This is a genomic window from Paracoccus aminovorans, assembly GCF_900005615.1.
Lineage (GTDB): Bacteria > Pseudomonadota > Alphaproteobacteria > Rhodobacterales > Rhodobacteraceae > Paracoccus > Paracoccus aminovorans.
Genome location: NZ_LN832562.1, coordinates 380924 through 397631, shown reverse-complemented (window position 1 = coordinate 397631; position 16708 = coordinate 380924). Strand labels below are relative to the sequence as shown.

The following is a 16708-nucleotide window of genomic DNA, read 5'->3' as shown; positions in this document are numbered from 1 at the left end:
GCTCATGCCCGTCGCCGCCGGGACCGCGCGCGGATAGGCGGAGCATCGGCCTCGTCCCGATCCGGGTCGATCTGCGGCCAGTCCGGGGCAAGGAAGACATTGCCGCCAAGCGGACAACCTTCCTGCAGGCCCCAGAACTCTGCGAAATGGCCGATGTCGAGGCGCGACACATCGCCCTCCAGCGCAAACTCGATGGCGCCGAGGATCGTCTCGACGCAACGCCCGAACCGATAACGCGCCCCATGGAACAGGCGCGGGATCAGATCGGCATCAAGCGGCGGCTCCAGCCCCGCAATCCGGCAATATCCCCGGATCACCCCAACGACGCTGGCCCCGTCCGCCGCCTCCGAGACCGGCGGCAGGATCAGCGTCGAAAGCCGACGCTGGACCTGCGGATCGGAACGGACGATTTCGTGCAGCCTCTCGGTGCCGGAAAGGATCGGGATGACGGCCTCGTCCCCCTGCATGAGGGATTTGAGGGCGCGCAGGATCAGGTGGCGATCGGCGCAGAACAGGTCATGCGCCTCGTCGATCCAGACAACAATGATGCCCTGATCCTTGAGCCGGCCCCGGAGGGTTTCCCAAAGGCTCCAGCCCTCGCGGTTGGCGGTGATCACCGGGTAACCGCTGCGCTGCAACAGTGCGCCGGTCATGCTCTTGAAGGTGGCGGGGCTGGGCACGCTGGCATCGAGATAGTGCCGCCCCGTTCCGCCGGACAGAACCGGGTGCCGTTCCAGGGCGCGGGAGATCAGGGTGGTCTTGCCGCCACCGGCGCCATCCACCACCATCACGCCACGGGTCTCGCGACCCGCGGAAAAGCGCTGCGGCTCGGGCAGCAGGTTGCCGACCTCATCCCGGCACAACAGCCGGTTGAGATGGGCGGTGAATGCGGTATCCCTTGGCGTATCGACGCGGAGCTTGCGCAGTTTCTGAAGGATCCGGGCGCTTTCAGCGGGATTGGGCATGGGCTTACTCCGTGATGGACCAGGGTTGCGTTTCAGGGGCCGTGTCGGGCAGGTCGAGATGCACGGGGGAAGGGCCAGGGACCGGGATTGCCGGCGAGACCGCCGGGCGCGGGGCCTGCACCTCCGGGTCGGGAATGGAGCGACCAATGCCATCGGCGGCTGCGGGCTTCACCGGTTTGTCACCGCCCGCATTGAAGCCGATATAGAGGCTGGCCTCCAAATTCCGGATCCGCTCGGGCGTCCATTCGTCGACGAGCAGCCCGGCCATCCGGGTCGCCGCGGTGCTGCGCCCTTCGATCGCGGTGATCGCGGCATGGATCATCTGGCGGTCATAGGATTTGCGGCCCGCATTCGCGGCTTTCAGTTCCCGGGTTGCAGCGACCCATTGGCGGGCAGACACACCGTCGAAACCGGGCAGGACCGTGCCGACCTCGAATTTCTGCTGCCCGGCATAGACGGTCACCGTGCCGATATCGTCGGGATGCCAGCGCACCTCGACATTGCGCTCTTCCCGGTTGGTCATCAGGCGGGCCAGCGCCTCGGAGTGATAGCGCAGGCCCAGGACGGTCACGCCCTCCCGGGACAGCTTGCGCGGCAGGCGCTCCCCGAAGATGGCGCGATGGGTGTCCATATCCGGCGGCGGCTGAACACCCCACTCGGCGGTCAGGCGACGCCAGCACTGAAGCGGGGTTTCCCCGCCCAGACCGGCATGCGGGGTATTGTGGTAGATGTCGACGATCCAGCGCACCAGGCAGAAAGCCAGATCATCGAAGGTCAGCGCGGCGCGCGCCTCCGGATCTGCATCCCCCTTCTCGCGAATGCTGCCGAAGGTGCGGCCCGGCAGGCGGGGGAGCAGGCCGGTGTTGAGGCTATGGAAGAAGCGCTCGTTGCGGGCGCGCATCTGGGCCAGCCCCGCCGGCGCCCGCAGCGTGGTGATGCCCAGATCCGCGCATGCCACCCGGAAGCGCTCGGACTTGAAAGCCGCGCCATTGTCGGTGACGATCAGGACAGGCGTGCCATGCATGTCCCAGGAGCCGAGGGAACCGGCCGCATCAGCCCATTTTCCCTTGTCACGCAGGATCATCTGCAGCACCTGCAGAGAGGCGTTGTCCTTGGCCGAACGCGAAAAAGCCATGCCAAGGATGCAGCGCGTCGTGGCACAGATGGCGACGGTCACGAACCAGCGCGCCTTGCCGCGATCCAGCCCAAGGATCTTCTGCTCCTCTTCGGTCAGCAGTTCACGCAGCCCCCAGGATTCGGTCAGCGAGATGATGTCGATGGTGTTTTCATCGATTTCCACCCGCTCGAGCGGACGGGTCAGGCGCAGGCCTTCACCCACCGGCATGAATTTCTTGCGCGCCTCCTCGACCCCGTCACGGGCAACCGCGACCTCGAACGGATCAAGCATATGGATCGCCCGGCGCACGGTTTCATAACTGGGAATGGGAAAGGGGTGCAGCCCCTCCGCTACCCGGGCCTCGTTGCGTGCGGCGAAGGCGACGCTGACGTTTTCGTGGATCGTCTTCATGCTCGGCCGGTCTTCGCTGAGATAGCGCCGGACCTCGCGCGTCATCAGGGCAAGCTGTTCGGGACCCATCAGGCGGTTGCGGTTCCCGCGCCGGTTCATGGCGTCGACGAGGCCGCTGACGCCCGCTTTCCGGTGCTCCGCAAGCCACCGGCGCAAGCTGCGCGGTGCCGGGCATTTGCTGAAATCCAGCGACTGCTGTGTGCCTTCCCCGCCCTGGAACTGCGTTGCATAGTCCATCGCGCGGCCACGCAATTCAAATTGGTTGGCCAGAATGGCGGTATCGGTGATGTTGATGCGCTTCTCACGCTCCATCTCAAGGAAGGCCTGGACATAGGCGTGCTTCTTGGTCATCCGGGCGGCCGGTTTCGGCGGCAATTCCGAGAGCAGAGCCCCGCCGGTGAGAAGGCGCCGTTTGGCAATATCGGGGGCGTGGAAGTTGTGCTCGACCCGGATACGCCTCATCGACCCCAGTCGGCTCAGCTCCTGATGCGTGAAGCTGCTGCACCGGCCGGAACCATCATCCAGCTCCAGCAGCCAGCCTTCTTCATTACGGCCATAAAGCGAGGTCCGGTAGGTCTGACCTTCGATGGTGATACGGTCATATTTGCCGAAGGCATAATGGTGGCGGTCGGCATCAAAGCTGAGATTGTGCATATGCATCAGAGGTTGCTCCTCTTGTAGGCCAGGGTGGCCGAGGTGATACGTTCATTGTGGAGGGGGCGAAGCTGGCCGCTGCGAACCAGCCGCAACAGGGCCCTGAAGCCTGTGGGACCGCAGCCGGTCCGGGCGGTCAGATCGGCAAAGGATGCCGTGCCGGACATGTCGGCCAGAACCCGCGCCGCAGCCTCGTCTGCCAGAGGATCAGCCACCCGGACGTCATGCAGCAGCCAGGCGTTATGCAGCTCCACCGGATCGAGATCCGCTTCCGTCAGCAGGCGGACATCATCGGCAAAACGGCTGTGCCGTGCCTGCGCAGCGATCTGCGGCATCTCCCGTCCGAAGCTGCCGCCGGTCCAGGCGACCGGGCGGATGGCACAGGCGATCCGGGTTCCATCCGTTTTGGCAACAAACAGGTCGAAGTAATGGGGGTGATATTCGCCTTGCTCATTGAGCCAGAAGAACTCGACCTGTTCGCGCAGATCGGCAACATCGGGGCGAAGGGACAGGCAGAGGCACCAGCTGAGCTCAAGATGGCTTTCAATCTGCACCACCCGGGCCGGCGCGCCGCTGGCGGCACCACGGCCGGAGCCATCGCCGATCACGACATGGCCACAGAAATGGCCTTTGGAACTGAGCGCCACATCGCGCTGCGCAGTGCTGGGGAGGGGCGGCACGAAGCCGCGGACATGGTCATTAGCAGTTGGGGGCATTTGATTGTTCCTCATGGGGAATCGATCCCGCCCGGGTCCGGGCGGGGGCGGTCTTGCTCCGGAGCGGGCAGAGAACCCGGTCTGGATGAGGCGACCTTCCTGGGAAGCGGGGATGACGAAGGCCATTCCTGGCCTGCCGCAATTACGGTCAGGATCGGATTGGCCGGTCAGTTGTTCCCGGAAAAGAGCCTGGTGAGATGAGGAAGACTGTCGTCCATGCGAATCCTTGCGGCGAGCCGCAAGGTCTGCTAGGAAACCGGTGTCAAATCGGTGGATTTCGGTCTGCCTCGATACGATCACACCGGGATGTTGGCGCATCCCGGTGTTTTCGTTTGTGCGCGGGTCAGGTCTTTTGCATCTGCATTTTCACTTTTCGCAATCTTTGTTCGAATCGCGCTATAGCCCCGGCTGCGGGGAGATGGAAGACACTAGCAAGCGCCGTTTACTAGCTGGAAAGTATGCGAAAAATTTAGCTTTCCCAGAGTGCTCCACGCTATGAAAGGAAAGGTGTTGTAGGCCGCTTTCGAAAATTCACGACAGGTTGTTCCTGTCGTGCGACTTCATGGGATTAGGCATTTATGCGAAAAATTGATTTCCAAGAGGCTGAACGGGTGAAAAATTTTGGGTCCCGATCTCCGGGGGCGTCCGCGTGCCGGAAGCCGGTGATCGGTAACTGGTGCAAAGGCCCCCGAAACGCCCCCTTTGCCGAAATTATTTTTGACGAGCGCTTGAAGCGGGCGGCGCGGATCAGGCCTGATTCGACAGGAAAAAGCAACTGCCGGACGTGTCCCGTGGCGTCCTTGGTTGGATGGCCTTCGCCATCGCCGATGAATGAGGAGGAAGCCCAGAAGATGGGCGGTCCTCCATAGGCGCGCTGCAAGACCTGCACCCCGAAATGGAACTCTACGAGACGGGATATCCAGACGAATTCGACGGGCGCCGCGCATGGTGGAGCGGAAGACACCTATCCCGATCGACCGGTAAGGCTGGCCTTGCCGACCGAAACGCTGCTGATTAGCCTTGGCTTGCAGTCACAGCAGGGGCGCGCTTATCAGGTTGCGGCTTTCAGGCTCACTCGTGCTTCCAGTCTCGCCGCGGTTTCCTTTCGCTCGCTGTATCGGTCGGTGAGGAAGTCTGAGAGGTCGCGGGTCAGCAGCGTGAGCTTCACCAACTCCTCCATGACATCGACGATGCGGTCATAATAGCTCGACGGGCGCATCCGGCCGGCCTCGTCGAACTCGTCATAGGCCTTGGCGACCGAGGACTGGTTGGGGATCGTGACCATCCGCATCCAACGGCCCAGGACGCGCATCTGGTTCACGGCATTGAACGATTGCGAACCGCCGGACACTTGCATCAGCGCCAGGGTGCGGCCCTGGGTCGGCCGGATCGCTCGCATCGAGAGCGGGATCCAGTCGATCTGGGACTTCATCACCCCGGTCATGGCCCCGTGGCGTTCCGGGCTGGTCCAGACCTGACCTTCTGACCACAGGCACAACTCGCGCAGTTCCTGGACCTTCGGATGCGCGGCCTCGGCATCGTCGGGCAGCGGCAAACCGTTTGCATGGAAAACGCGCGTTTCGCAGCCGAAGTGACGCAGCAGGCGCTCGGCCTCCAGCGTGGCGAAGCGGCTGTAGGAGCGTTCCCGCAGCGAGCCATAGAGCAGCAGGATGCGCGGCGGATGGGTTGCGCGCGGAACCGGGGGCAGGTTCGGCTGGCGCAGTGCATCAGGCGACAGGTTCGGCAGGTCGGGGATCATGCGCGGGCCTCTTGCAGCGTGGCGTCACGGGGAAACCAGCGGTCGCCAAGACGCAGGGCGACATTCACCAGCAAGATCAGAACCGGCACCTCGACCAGCGGGCCGATCACGGCGGCGAAGGCTACCGGCGAAGCCAGGCCGTAGGCGGCGATGGCGACAGCGATGGCCAGTTCGAAGTTGTTGCCGGCGGCGGTGAAGGCGATGGCCGTAGTGCGGGGGTAGTCCTTGGCAATCAGCCGGCCCATGGCAAAGCTCACCAGGAACTGGATTGCAAAATAGAGCACCAGCGGAAGGGCGATCCGCACCGCATCCAGCGGTAGGCGCAGCACATCGCCACCCTTCAGGCTGAACATCGCGACAATGGTGAAGAGCAGCGCCACCAGCGTGATCGGGCTGATCTTCGGCAGGAAGACCTCCCCATACCAGCCTGCCCCTTTCCGGGCGATCAGGATGCGCCGGGTTAGGAAGCCGGCAATGAAAGGAAGGCCCAGATAGATCAGCACAGCTTCGGTGACGGTCCAGAAGCTCACATCGATGATGCTGCCTTCCAGCCCGAACAGTGGCGGCAGGACCGTGAGGAACAGCCAAGCATAGGTCGAGAAGAACAGGATCTGGAAGATCGAGTTGAAGGCGACCAGCCCCGCCACATACTGGTTGTCGCCACGGGCAAGCTGATTCCAGACCAGCACCATGGCGATGCAGCGCGCCAGGCCGATCAGGATCAGCCCGGTCATGTATTCGGGAGGATCGCGCAGGAATATCACCGCCAAGGCAAACATCAGCACCGGGCCGATGATCCAGTTTTGCACCAGCGACAGAACCAGGACGCGCTTGTCGGCAAAGACTTGGTGCAGCTCCTCGTAGCGGACCTTGGCCAGCGGCGGATACATCATCAGGATCAGGCCGATGGCGATCGGGATGTTGGTCGACCCGACCGACATGTCGTTCAAGGCATCCGGGAGGCCGGTGAAGATTGTCCCGAGCGCGATGCCAAGCGCCATGGCCGCGAAGATCCACAGCGTCAGGTAGCGGTCGAGGAAGGAAAGCCGGCGGGCCGGGCGATTGGCGGTCATGGAAACGTCCCTTGATCAGGCATGCGGTTGCCGTGGGCATCAACGACCTGCTCGCCGTCCTCCTTGCTGAAGGCGCCTCGCTGCGGCGGCAGCAGATCGAGCACTCGCTCCGAGGGACGGCAGAGCCGCACGCCCTTGGGGCTGAGCACGATGGGTCTGTTGATCAGGATTGGCTCCGCCATCATTGCATCAAGCAGCGCTCCACCCGAAAGGGCCGGGCCTCCCAGGCCGAGCTTGCCGTAGGGTGTGCCCTTCTCGCGCATCAGTTCTCGTGGTGTGATCCCCATTCGGGTAATCAACTGTTCCAGCATGGCGCGCGAAGGAGGCGTCTTCAGATACTCGATTACATGCGGCTCGATGTCGGCATTGCGGATCATCGCCAGCGTATTGCGCGAGGTGCCGCATTCGGGATTGTGGTAGATGACAACATCCATGGTCAGGCGCTTTCGGTCGGGATGGACTCGCAGCCGCAGGCACAGGTCAGCGCCGCAACAGCAGGTGCGCAGATCTCAGGATGGCCATGGCAGCAATCCTTCAAGAGGAAGCCGATCAGACCGGCCAAGGCAGAATAGACGGCGCTGTAGATGATAAAGCGCCCGTCCCGCCGGGACTGGATCAGTCCGGCATGTTCGAGATGGGTCAGGTGGAACGAAAGCCGAGAGGTGGTCGCGCCGCCCAATGCTTCGCCGATTGCGCCTGCGGCCATGCCGTCCGGTCCGGCTTGAACCAGCAGGCGCACGACGCGCAGCCGTGTCTCCTGCGACAGCGCCGCAAAGGCGGCAAGAGCTTGAGGCTCATTCATCGAATCAATTCCTCAACATTTATTGATATATTGATCGACCAGCCTGGACGGTCAAGAGCTTTCGAAATAGGCCGCTGATGCGGCGATACAGTAGCCGGCAGCTAGATCCCGCAAACCTGCCATGCTGACTATACCCGTTTCCTTTTGCCCGGGCAGCGTCAAGCATGCGCGCCCGGATCACCCCGAGCTCGAACTCGCTGATGCTGCCCTTCATGCCGAGCAGCAGGCGCTCGTTGAGCAGGCAAAGATCGTAGACGCCATCGAGGTCGATGACACGCGCCTCGCCAAGCCCGCACAGTTCGAGGAGGTGGCGCCAGTCCCTGCCATTGCGTGCCAGCCGCGAAGCGTCAAAGCAGGGCACGGCGCCGACTTCCCCAGCCCACAAGGCGGCAACGAGCTTCTCGAAGCCGGGCCGGGCCATCATACCGCTGGCAGAGCGGCCGAGATCGTCGTCGATCACCGGTCGGAAGGTTACGCCCGTCATACAATAATGTCTGGATCACGCCGCCAAGCTGCCTGATAGTCTGGCCCCATTGAGCTTGGTCTCTGTGCAGGGGGTGGGGGCGTCATCTGCATCGGCATCGGTGCGGGTAGCTCTGCTCCCACGATGATTGCTTCTGAGTTACAGTCCTTCAGAACTTTTAGGCGATCAATCGCATAAGGCCGCTATCCAGCCCCATGTCCCCACCGTGCCATTCAATTACTTGGGACGAACTGCCACCACGCGCATCTCGATGATGCGACAAGGCTTGATCTGTCGGCGGAATAATTCGGATGTTCGGCAACTCAGGCCTCGTCATGTCCCCGCTTCGCCTGCCGAGCGGCTGCGGATGGCAATTGTAAAGAAATTGTGAAACTCTGGGTCCCCCAGGCGCATTTCGCGTCGAGTCGAAGCTTTCGGCGCCCGATCGAACCCAAATGAGAAAGGGACGCATGTCACAGACAAGCCCATCCGACCCTCTAGCCCCCGACGCCGGCATCGAGGCGCTGCCGCCGCCCGAAGGCCCGACCCAGATCATCCCGACCGACTACCAGATCGGCCAGGACAATATCGAAGGCGTGAAGCCGGTCGCCTTCGACATCCACAATCCGGTCTTCATGGTCTCCGGCATCGCGGTGGTGATCTTCACCGCCGCAACGCTGTTGTTTCCCACGGTCCTCGGGCCGTTCTTCGGCGGATTGCGCGACGTGGTCACCGGCAATTTCGATTGGTTCTTCCTGATCGCCGGCAATGTCTTCGTGCTGCTGTGCCTGTTCTTGATCCTGTCGCCGCTGGGCTCGGTCCGGCTGGGCGGCCCCGAGGCGACGCCGGATTTCACCTTGACCGGCTGGTTTTCCATGCTCTTTGCCGCCGGCATGGGCATCGGGCTGATGTTCTATGGCGTCAGCGAGCCGTTGGGCCATTACACCGCCGCCCTGGGCGGGCCGGTGCTGGAAAACGGCGCCCGGACCGACTGGGCGCCGCTGGACGGCGCGCCGGGGGATGAACTGGGCGCGCGCCGGCTGGCCATGGCCGCGACCATCTTCCACTGGGGCCTGCGTCCTTGGGCGATCTATGCGGTGGTCGCGCTGGCGCTGGCGCTGTTCGCCTATAACAAGGGGCTGCCGCTGACGCTGCGTTCGGTCTTCTATCCGATCTTCGGCGAGAAGGTCTGGGGTTGGCCCGGCCATGTCGTCGATGTGCTGGCGGTGATGGCGACGCTGTTCGGCCTCGCGACCTCGCTGGGCATCGGCGCCGAGCAGGCATCGGCGGGTTTCCATTTCCTGTTCGGCTGGAGCACCGCGCTGACCGCCAAGATCGTGCTGATCGTCATCATCACCGCCGTGGCCACCACCTCGGTCGTGCTGGGGGTGGAAAAAGGCGTCAAGCGCCTGTCCGAGATCAACATGCTGCTGGCCATCGCCCTGCTGCTGTTCGTCATCCTGGTCGGCCCGAAATGGCAGATCCTGACCGGGTTCTTCGGCAATCTGGGCGCCTATGCCGGGGATCTGATCCCGCTGTCGAACCCGTTCGGCCGCAACGACGACAATTTCCGTCAGGGGTGGACGGCGTTCTATTGGGCGTGGTGGATCAGCTGGTCGCCCTTCGTCGGCATGTTCATCGCACGGGTGTCGCGCGGACGCAGCGTGCGGCAGTTCCTGACGGCGGTGCTGATCGTGCCCTCGCTGATCTCGGTTCTGTGGATGACCGCCTTTGGCGGCACGGCGATCACGCTGACGCAGGGCGGCTTTTCCGGCGTGGCCGATGCGGCGCTGGAATTGCAGCTGTTCCAGATGCTGTCGCAGCTGCCGCTGACCGCGATCACCAGCTTCGTCGGCATCATCCTGGTCATCGTCTTTTTCGTGACCTCGTCCGATTCCGGCTCGCTGGTCATCGACACCATCGCGGCGGGCGGCAAGATTCACGCACCCGTGCCGCAGCGCATCTTCTGGTGCGGGTTCGAGGGGCTGGTCGCCATCGCCCTGCTGCTGGGCGGCGGGCTGACGGCCTTGCAGGCTATGGCGGTTTCGACCGGGCTGCCCTTCACCCTGGTGCTGCTGGGCGCCTGCTGGGCCATCGTCAAGGGCCTGCTGGCGGAAAAGCGCGAGTTGCGATGACGAGAGGCGCGGGGGCGGGCGGTCCTGCCCGGCCCCGTTTGCATTTGTCTTCTCGGCCCGGCCATGAAATGCAGAAAGGATCTCAGTCCGGCCCTCTGGCTCCGGCGCGGAGAAGCCTATCGACACAGGATACGAATGCCCATGCCCCGCCCCCGGCTTCGCATCCTCCGACGCTCGCGCGCGCTGATCACCAGCCGGGGGCAATGGCGCGGGCGGATGGTCTTCTGGTGCGGCGCCTTGCTGGTCGGGCTGGTCAGCACCGCCTTCGCCAGGCTCGCGGATCTGGCGACCGAGGCGTTTCGCCATCTCTCGGCCGGAGGGACCTCACCCTGGCTGCTTCTGGTGGTCCCGGCGGGCTTCATCTCGTCGGCCTGGCTCGCGCAGCGATATTTTTCCGGCGCGCAAGGCAGCGGCATCCCGCAGGCCATCGCCGCCCGCGCGCTGGAGGGCGAGGAGAGGAGGCTTTACCTGACGCTGCGGATCGCCGCCGGAAAGTTCCTGCTGACGCTGTGGGGCTTGCTCTGCGGCGCCTCGATCGGGCGCGAAGGCCCGACCGTCCAGATCGGCGCCGCCATCATGCTGGCCAGCGCGCGCGTCGGGCATCTGGCCCAGGCCAAGGGGCTGATCCTTGCGGGCTCGGCCGCCGGAATCGCCGCCGCCTTCAACACCCCGCTGGCCGGCATCGTCTTCGCCATCGAGGAAATGGCGCGCAACTACCAAAGCCGCACCAATGGGCTGGTGCTCTCGACGGTGGTGATCGCCGGGATCGCGGCGCTGGCGATCTCGGGCAGCTACACCTATTTCGGCGAGGCGGTTGCCTATGGCAATTTCCCGCGCGACTGGCTGCTGGTGGGGGTGGTGGGGATTGCCGGCGGTGCGCTTGGTGCCGGATTCAGCCGGTCGGTGCTGTCCCTGACCCGGCGCATCCGGCGCTGGAAGCTGGCGCCGAGCCGCAAGCTTTTCGTCGTCGCCGGGGCCGCGGGGCTGACGGTGGCGGCGCTGGGGCTGGTCAGCGGCGGAACGGCATTCGGCACCAGCTACGCCGAGGCGCGGCTGGCGGTGCAGGGCGAGCAATTCCCCGCCGGCTTTTTCCTGACCAAGCTGTTGGCGACGCTGGCCTCGACCGTATCGGGCATTCCGGGCGGCATGTTCGCGCCGTCGCTCTCGGTCGGCGCGGGGCTGGGCAATCTGATCGGCGGGCTGCTCTCGGCTTCGCTGAGCTTTGCGGCGGTGCTTGGGATGGCGGCCTATTTCGCCGGGGTCGTGCAATCGCCGATGACCGCTTTCGTCATCGTCATGGAGATGACCGCGACGCAGGAACATGCCCTGCCCATCATGGCCGCCGCGATGCTTGGCTTCGGCGTGTCGCGCCTGCTGTCGCCGGAACCGCTGTATCACGGACTGGCTCGGCTGTGGCTGGCGGACGCCATCAAGCTGCGACGGCGCGAAGACGCTGCATGAGCAGGATATTTCACGCCCTTGGTCCTCTTGCGGCTGGGGAGAGCTGAGACCGTCTGCCAGACTGCATGGGCGGTCGCGAAAAGCAAAATGCCGGACCCGCAGGCCCGGCAGTTTGGCAACTCGCTAACACAACACCAGTTGATTGCCTCGACAATTAACACATCGCCGGGATGGTCACGAGTTGCCATTTCGGACAGGCCAGCCGAGCCGTTCGGGCAACGAGCGGTGATTGAGACGGCGAGAACGAATTAAAGACACAGCTATGATTCGGATCACAAGTCCTCGGCACCTCTTAGATGCTCCTGTCAGGACAACAAAAACCGAAATTTCCCAATATATCGATAAACTTGGCCAGCGGGCAAATGAAGAACGCACTTGAGCCGTCTTATGACTTCCAGCCCTATCAGAGGGCGGGTTGACGGAACGCTTCAACGCCCGGCTTTCAGCGAGTGACGACGGGAAAGGTTACGCAGGGCCTGCGCTTTGCGCGATTTTCTCAAAGCATGGCGCCATCGCGCTGCACTCCGGCGGACCGGCCGCCGGCACGATTGAGCATGCCGAACAGGTCGCGCGGATCGTCGGGGTCGGCGATGATATCGAGGCTCTGAAAGAAGTCGGTTCCCTCCAGCCGGTCGCGCACATAGCGAAGCGCCGAGAAGTCCTCGATGGCAAAGCCCACGCCGTCGAATAGGGTGATCTGACGCTCCGAGGTGCGGCCGGGCACCGTGCCGGCGATGACCTGCCACATCTCGGTCACAGGAAAATCGTCGGGCATCTGCTGGATCTCACCCTCGATCCGGGTCTGGGGGGTGTATTCCACGAAGACGTCGGACCGGCGCAGGATGTCGCCGTGCAACTCGGTCTTGCCGGGGCAGTCTCCGCCGATGGCGTTGACGTGGACACCCGCGCCGATCATGTTATCGGTCAGGATTGTCGCGTATTGCTTGTCGGCGGTGCAGGTGGTGATGACCTGCGCGCCAAGGATAGCTTCTTGTCCGGTCTTGCAGGCGGTCAGATCAAAGCCCAACTCGGACAGGTTGCGCATCAGTTTCGCCGTCGCGGCCGGGTCGATGTCGAAAAGGCGCAGCCGTTCGATACCGCAGATGGCGCGCATGGCCAGAGCCTGGAACTCGGACTGGGCGCCGTTGCCGATCATGGCCATAGTGGTGGCGTCCTTCGGCGCCAGATGGCGGGCGACCATGGCACTTGTCGCGGCGGTGCGCAGTGCGGTCAGCAGCGTCATTTCCGTCAGCAGTTCGGGATAGCCGGTATCGACCCGCGCCAGCAGACCAAAGGCTGTAACCGTCTGCAAACCCGATTTCGTGTTCTGGGGATGGCCGTTGACGTATTTGAACCCGTAGCTGACCCCGTCCGACGTGGGCATCAGTTCGATCACGCCTTCCTTGGAGTGGGCGGCCACGCGCGGGGTCTTGTCGAACAGTTCCCAGCGACGGAAGTCGTCTTCGATATAGCGGGCAAGATCTTTCAGCACGGTCTCGACGCCGATGCTGTGGACCAGCCGCATCATGTTTTCGACGCTGACGAAGCGGATGAAGGCCAGTTCAGAGGGATTGGGGGCAGGCATGATGATCCTTCAGGAAAAGCTGCGGGTTGGACGATCAAAGACGCGGCGGCCGAACAGCGAGGCGGTCAGATCGACCATGAGCGAAGCGGTGCGCCCACGTTCGTCCAGAAACGGGTTCAACTCGACAAGGTCCAGCGAGGTGACGAGGTTGCTGTCATGCAGCATTTCCATCGCCAGATGCGCCTCGCGGAAGGTGGTTCCGCCCGGAACGGTAGTGCCCACAGCGGGAGCGATGGCTGGGTCCAGGAAATCGACGTCCAGCGACAGGTGCAGCATGCCGTTGGCGGCGCGCACCTGCTCGATGAACTCGGCCAGCGGCGCGGCGATGCCGCGTTCGTCGATCTGGCGCATGTCGATGGCGCGCATCCCCGCCGACTGGATCGCCGCGCGTTCGGGCGCGTCCACCGAACGCAGGCCGATGAAGCAGATGTTCTTCGGCGGGACCGGGTTCGCCATGGGCGGAAACTCGTCGAAACCGGGCTGTCCGGTGACATAGCCGATGGGCGTGCCATGCAGGTTGCCCGACGCGGTCGTATCCGGGCTGTGGATGTCGGGATGGGCGTCCAGCCACAAGACGAACAGTGGCCGACGCTGGGCCGCCGCATGATCGGCCAGGCCAGCGACGGTGCCCAAGGACAGCGCATGATCACCGCCCATGAAGATCGGGAAGCCATCCGGCATTGCCGCGCGCGCGGCATCGGCTAGCAAGCGCGTCCATTCGGCGGTTTCCGCGCTGGCATGAACCTGACCGTCAGGAGATGGCGGCGGCGCCTTGGGACCGGGCACGTCGCCGCGATCCTCGACCCGCCAGCCGAGTTCGGCAAGTGTCGCGGCCAGTCCCGCCACGCGATAGGCTTCGGGACCCATGGAGCAGCCGCGGCGGCGCTTGCCGCAATCCAGTCCCGCGCCGATCAGGATGCAGGTGTTGCCGCTCATGCCGACACCGCCGCCGATACCGCTGCCGTCACGATGACTTCGACCAGTAGGTCCGATCCGGCCAGCCGCGCCTCGCCGCAGGCGCGCGCGGGGGCGCAGCCTTCGGGCATCCATTCGTCCCAGACCGCATTCATCGCGTCATAGTCCGACATATGCGCCAGCCAGACGGTCGCATGCAGGATATCGCGGCGCGAGGAACCGGACTCGGCCAGCAGGGCATCGACCCGCGCCAGGCAGTCGCGGGCCTGCTCGGCGACACTCGCGCCTTCGCCGACTTGGCCGCAGAGGTAAACGGTGCCGTTGTGACGGACGATGCGGCTCATCCGGGCGTTGGTGTGGAAGCGTTCGATCATTTGACCCCCATGGGTGGTGCGATATTGCGGACGACGGCATCCCGGCGGCGTTCCAGATGGCGCAGATAGCGCCGCTCAAGCCAGCGAAAGACCCGCGTGATCGCGAAGACGATGATGAAATAAAGGACGGCCGCAGTAATCAGGCCCTCATAGGCCAGATAATAGCGCCCGTTCAGCCAGCGACCGACCCCTAGGATGTCCTGCAAGGTGATGGTGCTGGCCACGACCGAGCCGTGCAGCATGAAGATCACCTCGTTGGAATAGGCCGGAATGGCGCGTCGAAAGGCCGAGGGCAACACGATCCGGCGCAGCCGCCCACGCGGCGACATGCCGGTGGCGATGGCTGCCTCGACCTCGCCCTTGGGGGTGTCCATGACGGCCCCGCGCAACAGCTCGGTCGTGTAGGCACAGGTGTTCAGCGTGAAGGCGATCAGCGCGCACCACCAGGCCTGCGAGAGCACCGGGCCCCACAGCCAGCTGTCGCGGACGAACTGGAACTGGCCCGCGCCGTAATACAGCAGATAGGTCTGCACCAGCAGCGGCGTGCCTCGGAAGACGTAGGTATATGCCCAGATCAGAGGATTCAGCACCCGGTGGCGCGATGCGCGGGCGATTGCAAGCGGCACCGCCATCGCGCCGCCAAACGCCAGCGACAGGAAGGTCAAGCCCAGCGTGACCCAGACCCCGTGCAGGAAGCGGTCGAGGTTCTGGACGATCAGCGGCAGGTCCAGCGGGATGAAGGACAGCAGGTTTTCCATTGTCACGCCCTCGCCACGCCGCGGCTGTAATGGCGTTCCAGCGCACGTAGCCCCAGATCAGAAAGGGCCGTCAGCGCCAGATAGATGACGAAGGCAGCCGCCATGAAGGTGAACAGCGCCCCGGTCGAGCGCCCCGCCGAGAACGCATTATAAACCAGATCCTGCAACCCGATCACCGAGACCAGCGCCGTGGTTTTCAGCTGCACCAGCCAGTTGTTGCCGAAACCCGGCAAGGCATAGCGCACCATCTGCGGCCAGATGATCCGGCGAAAGACCAGCGGGCGCGACATGCCGGTGCTGATACCCGCCTCGATTTGCCCGCGCGGGATGGCCAGAATGGCGCCGCGAAAGGTTTCGGTGAAATAGGCGCCGAAGATCACCCCGATGGTCAGCGCGCCGGCGACGAACTGGCTGATCTCGACATAGTCCCACAGGCCGGTGGCCGACCCGATGGCGTTGACCGTGACCTGGCCGCCGAAGAAGACCAGCATGATCAGGACCAGATCGGGCACGCCGCGCACTACGGTGGTATAGGCGCCCGCCAGGGCATTGGCCGCACGGTTGGCCGACAGCTTGGCCCAGGCGCCCAAAAGCCCCAGGGTCACGGACAGCACCAGCGAGGCCAGAGCAAGCTGGACCGTGGTGACGAGCCCGGCCAGAAGCTGTCCGCGATATTCGACAAGTAGTTCCATCCGAGCCTCGCTGGCTGGCGGGACGCGTAAAGCGCGCCCGGTTGCGTTACATGCCCTCGGGACGACCACCGTAGATGTCGAAGGGGAAATACTTGTCGTTGATGGTCTTGTAGGTGCCGTTGTCCCGGATCGCCTTGATCGCCGCGCTGAAGGTGTCGCGCAATTCGTCATCGCTCTTGCGCACGGCGATGCCCACGCCCTCGCCATAGCAGTCGACATCGGTGTGATCACCGGGCAGGAAGGCGTAGTTCGCGCCCTCGGGCTCGGAGAGGAAGCTTTCTTGCGCGATCAGAGAATCCGACAGTTGTGCGTCGATGCGGCCAAGCGACAGGTCGCGGAACACCTCGTCCTGGGTGCCGTAAAGGACAAGCTCGGCATCGGGGAAATGCGCCTCGGCGTAGCATTGATGGGTGGAACCGCGCTGCACGCCCAACCGCTTGCCCGCCAGACCCTCGGCTGTGCCTTCAAGGCCCGAGTCCTTGGGCGCCACGACGCGGGCCGGCGTCTTGTAGTATTTTTCCGAAAAGTCGATCTGGCGCTTGCGCTCCTCGGTGATCGACATCGAGGAAATGATGGCGTCGAATTTTTTCGCCTTCAGCGCCGGGATCATACCGTCCCATTCCTGTTCGACAAGCTCGCAGTTACGCTGCATCTGCGTGCAAAGCGCCTTGGCAATGTCGATGTCAAAGCCGGCAAGGCTGCCATCGGGCTGTTTGAACGAAAAGGGCGGATAGGCGCCTTCGACCCCGATGCGCAGGCTATCCTGGGCGAATGCGCCGGTGGCGAGGGTCGCGAGGGCGGCGGCGAGAAGGGTTTTCTTGATCATTT

Annotated in this window: 15 protein-coding genes and 1 pseudogene; 2 read left to right on the top strand and 14 right to left on the bottom strand. The window is 63.9% G+C overall.

What is annotated here, in order from left to right:
- Positions 1-2 precede the first annotated feature (2 nt).
- The 8 genes and pseudogenes from JCM7685_RS17895 to JCM7685_RS17860 form a co-directional block, all read right to left on the bottom strand.
- Positions 3-965 carry a TniB family NTP-binding protein gene (locus tag JCM7685_RS17895; RefSeq protein ID WP_074967871.1) on the bottom strand — a complete coding sequence of 321 codons (963 nt, stop codon included), beginning with the start codon at positions 963-965 and terminating at the stop codon, positions 3-5.
- A 4-nt stretch (positions 966-969) separates the two neighbouring features.
- Positions 970-3153, bottom strand: a complete 2184-nt coding sequence (locus JCM7685_RS17890; protein ID WP_074967869.1) for a Mu transposase C-terminal domain-containing protein — start codon at positions 3151-3153, stop codon at positions 970-972.
- Positions 3153-3863 (bottom strand): hypothetical protein, encoded by a 711-nt coding sequence (locus tag JCM7685_RS17885; protein WP_145981085.1) that lies wholly within the window; start codon positions 3861-3863, stop codon positions 3153-3155. Before JCM7685_RS17885 ends, JCM7685_RS17890 begins: the two co-directional genes overlap by 1 nt.
- A gap of 1051 nt (positions 3864-4914) precedes the next feature.
- The gene (gene arsH / locus JCM7685_RS17880) at positions 4915-5622 is read right to left on the bottom strand and encodes an arsenical resistance protein ArsH (protein ID WP_074967865.1); all 708 of its coding nucleotides are present in this window, start codon (positions 5620-5622) and stop codon (positions 4915-4917) included.
- Positions 5619-6695 carry an ACR3 family arsenite efflux transporter gene (arsB, locus tag JCM7685_RS17875; RefSeq protein ID WP_074967863.1) on the bottom strand — a complete coding sequence of 359 codons (1077 nt, stop codon included), beginning with the start codon at positions 6693-6695 and terminating at the stop codon, positions 5619-5621. Before arsB ends, arsH begins: the two co-directional genes overlap by 4 nt.
- On the bottom strand, positions 6692-7129 hold the full coding sequence (gene arsC / locus JCM7685_RS17870; RefSeq protein WP_074967860.1) for an arsenate reductase (glutaredoxin): 438 nt from the start codon (positions 7127-7129) through the stop codon (positions 6692-6694). Before arsC ends, arsB begins: the two co-directional genes overlap by 4 nt.
- Before the next feature lie 2 nt (positions 7130-7131).
- Positions 7132-7497, bottom strand: a complete 366-nt coding sequence (locus JCM7685_RS17865) for an ArsR/SmtB family transcription factor (RefSeq protein ID WP_074967858.1) — start codon at positions 7495-7497, stop codon at positions 7132-7134.
- Between the two features lie 142 nt (positions 7498-7639).
- A pseudogene (locus JCM7685_RS17860) lies at positions 7640-7957 on the bottom strand (recombinase family protein); the annotation flags it as partial.
- A gap of 473 nt (positions 7958-8430) precedes the next feature.
- Between JCM7685_RS17860 and JCM7685_RS17855 the strand changes: the two are divergent.
- Together JCM7685_RS17855 and JCM7685_RS17850 are read left to right on the top strand one after the other, a co-directional pair.
- Complete coding sequence (locus JCM7685_RS17855) at positions 8431-10095, top strand: BCCT family transporter (RefSeq protein ID WP_074967856.1); 1665 nt, start codon at positions 8431-8433, stop codon at positions 10093-10095.
- 135 nt (positions 10096-10230) lie between these two features.
- On the top strand, positions 10231-11556 hold the full coding sequence (locus JCM7685_RS17850; protein ID WP_074967854.1) for a chloride channel protein: 1326 nt from the start codon (positions 10231-10233) through the stop codon (positions 11554-11556).
- A gap of 496 nt (positions 11557-12052) precedes the next feature.
- Here the strand turns inward: JCM7685_RS17850 and JCM7685_RS17845 are convergent, their stop codons facing one another.
- From JCM7685_RS17845 to JCM7685_RS17820, 6 genes are read right to left on the bottom strand one after another with little or no spacing between them, the layout of a single operon-like run.
- The gene (locus JCM7685_RS17845; protein WP_074967852.1) at positions 12053-13141 is read right to left on the bottom strand and encodes an ornithine cyclodeaminase; all 1089 of its coding nucleotides are present in this window, start codon (positions 13139-13141) and stop codon (positions 12053-12055) included.
- A 9-nt stretch (positions 13142-13150) separates the two neighbouring features.
- Positions 13151-14077 (bottom strand): arginase, encoded by a 927-nt coding sequence (gene rocF / locus JCM7685_RS17840; protein WP_074967850.1) that lies wholly within the window; start codon positions 14075-14077, stop codon positions 13151-13153.
- Positions 14074-14430, bottom strand: coding sequence for a RidA family protein (locus JCM7685_RS17835; RefSeq protein ID WP_074967848.1), 357 nt, complete (start codon positions 14428-14430; stop codon positions 14074-14076). The genes rocF and JCM7685_RS17835 overlap by 4 nt, the downstream gene beginning before the upstream one ends.
- Positions 14427-15161: an ABC transporter permease gene (locus JCM7685_RS17830; protein ID WP_074967965.1), complete on the bottom strand. Its 735-nt coding sequence runs from the start codon at positions 15159-15161 to the stop codon at positions 14427-14429. Before JCM7685_RS17830 ends, JCM7685_RS17835 begins: the two co-directional genes overlap by 4 nt.
- Positions 15162-15190: 29 nt before the next feature.
- Positions 15191-15880 (bottom strand): ABC transporter permease, encoded by a 690-nt coding sequence (locus JCM7685_RS17825; RefSeq protein WP_074967846.1) that lies wholly within the window; start codon positions 15878-15880, stop codon positions 15191-15193.
- 46 nt (positions 15881-15926) lie between these two features.
- Positions 15927-16706 carry an ABC transporter substrate-binding protein gene (locus tag JCM7685_RS17820; RefSeq protein WP_211657840.1) on the bottom strand — a complete coding sequence of 260 codons (780 nt, stop codon included), beginning with the start codon at positions 16704-16706 and terminating at the stop codon, positions 15927-15929.
- Positions 16707-16708: the final 2 nt, after the last annotated feature.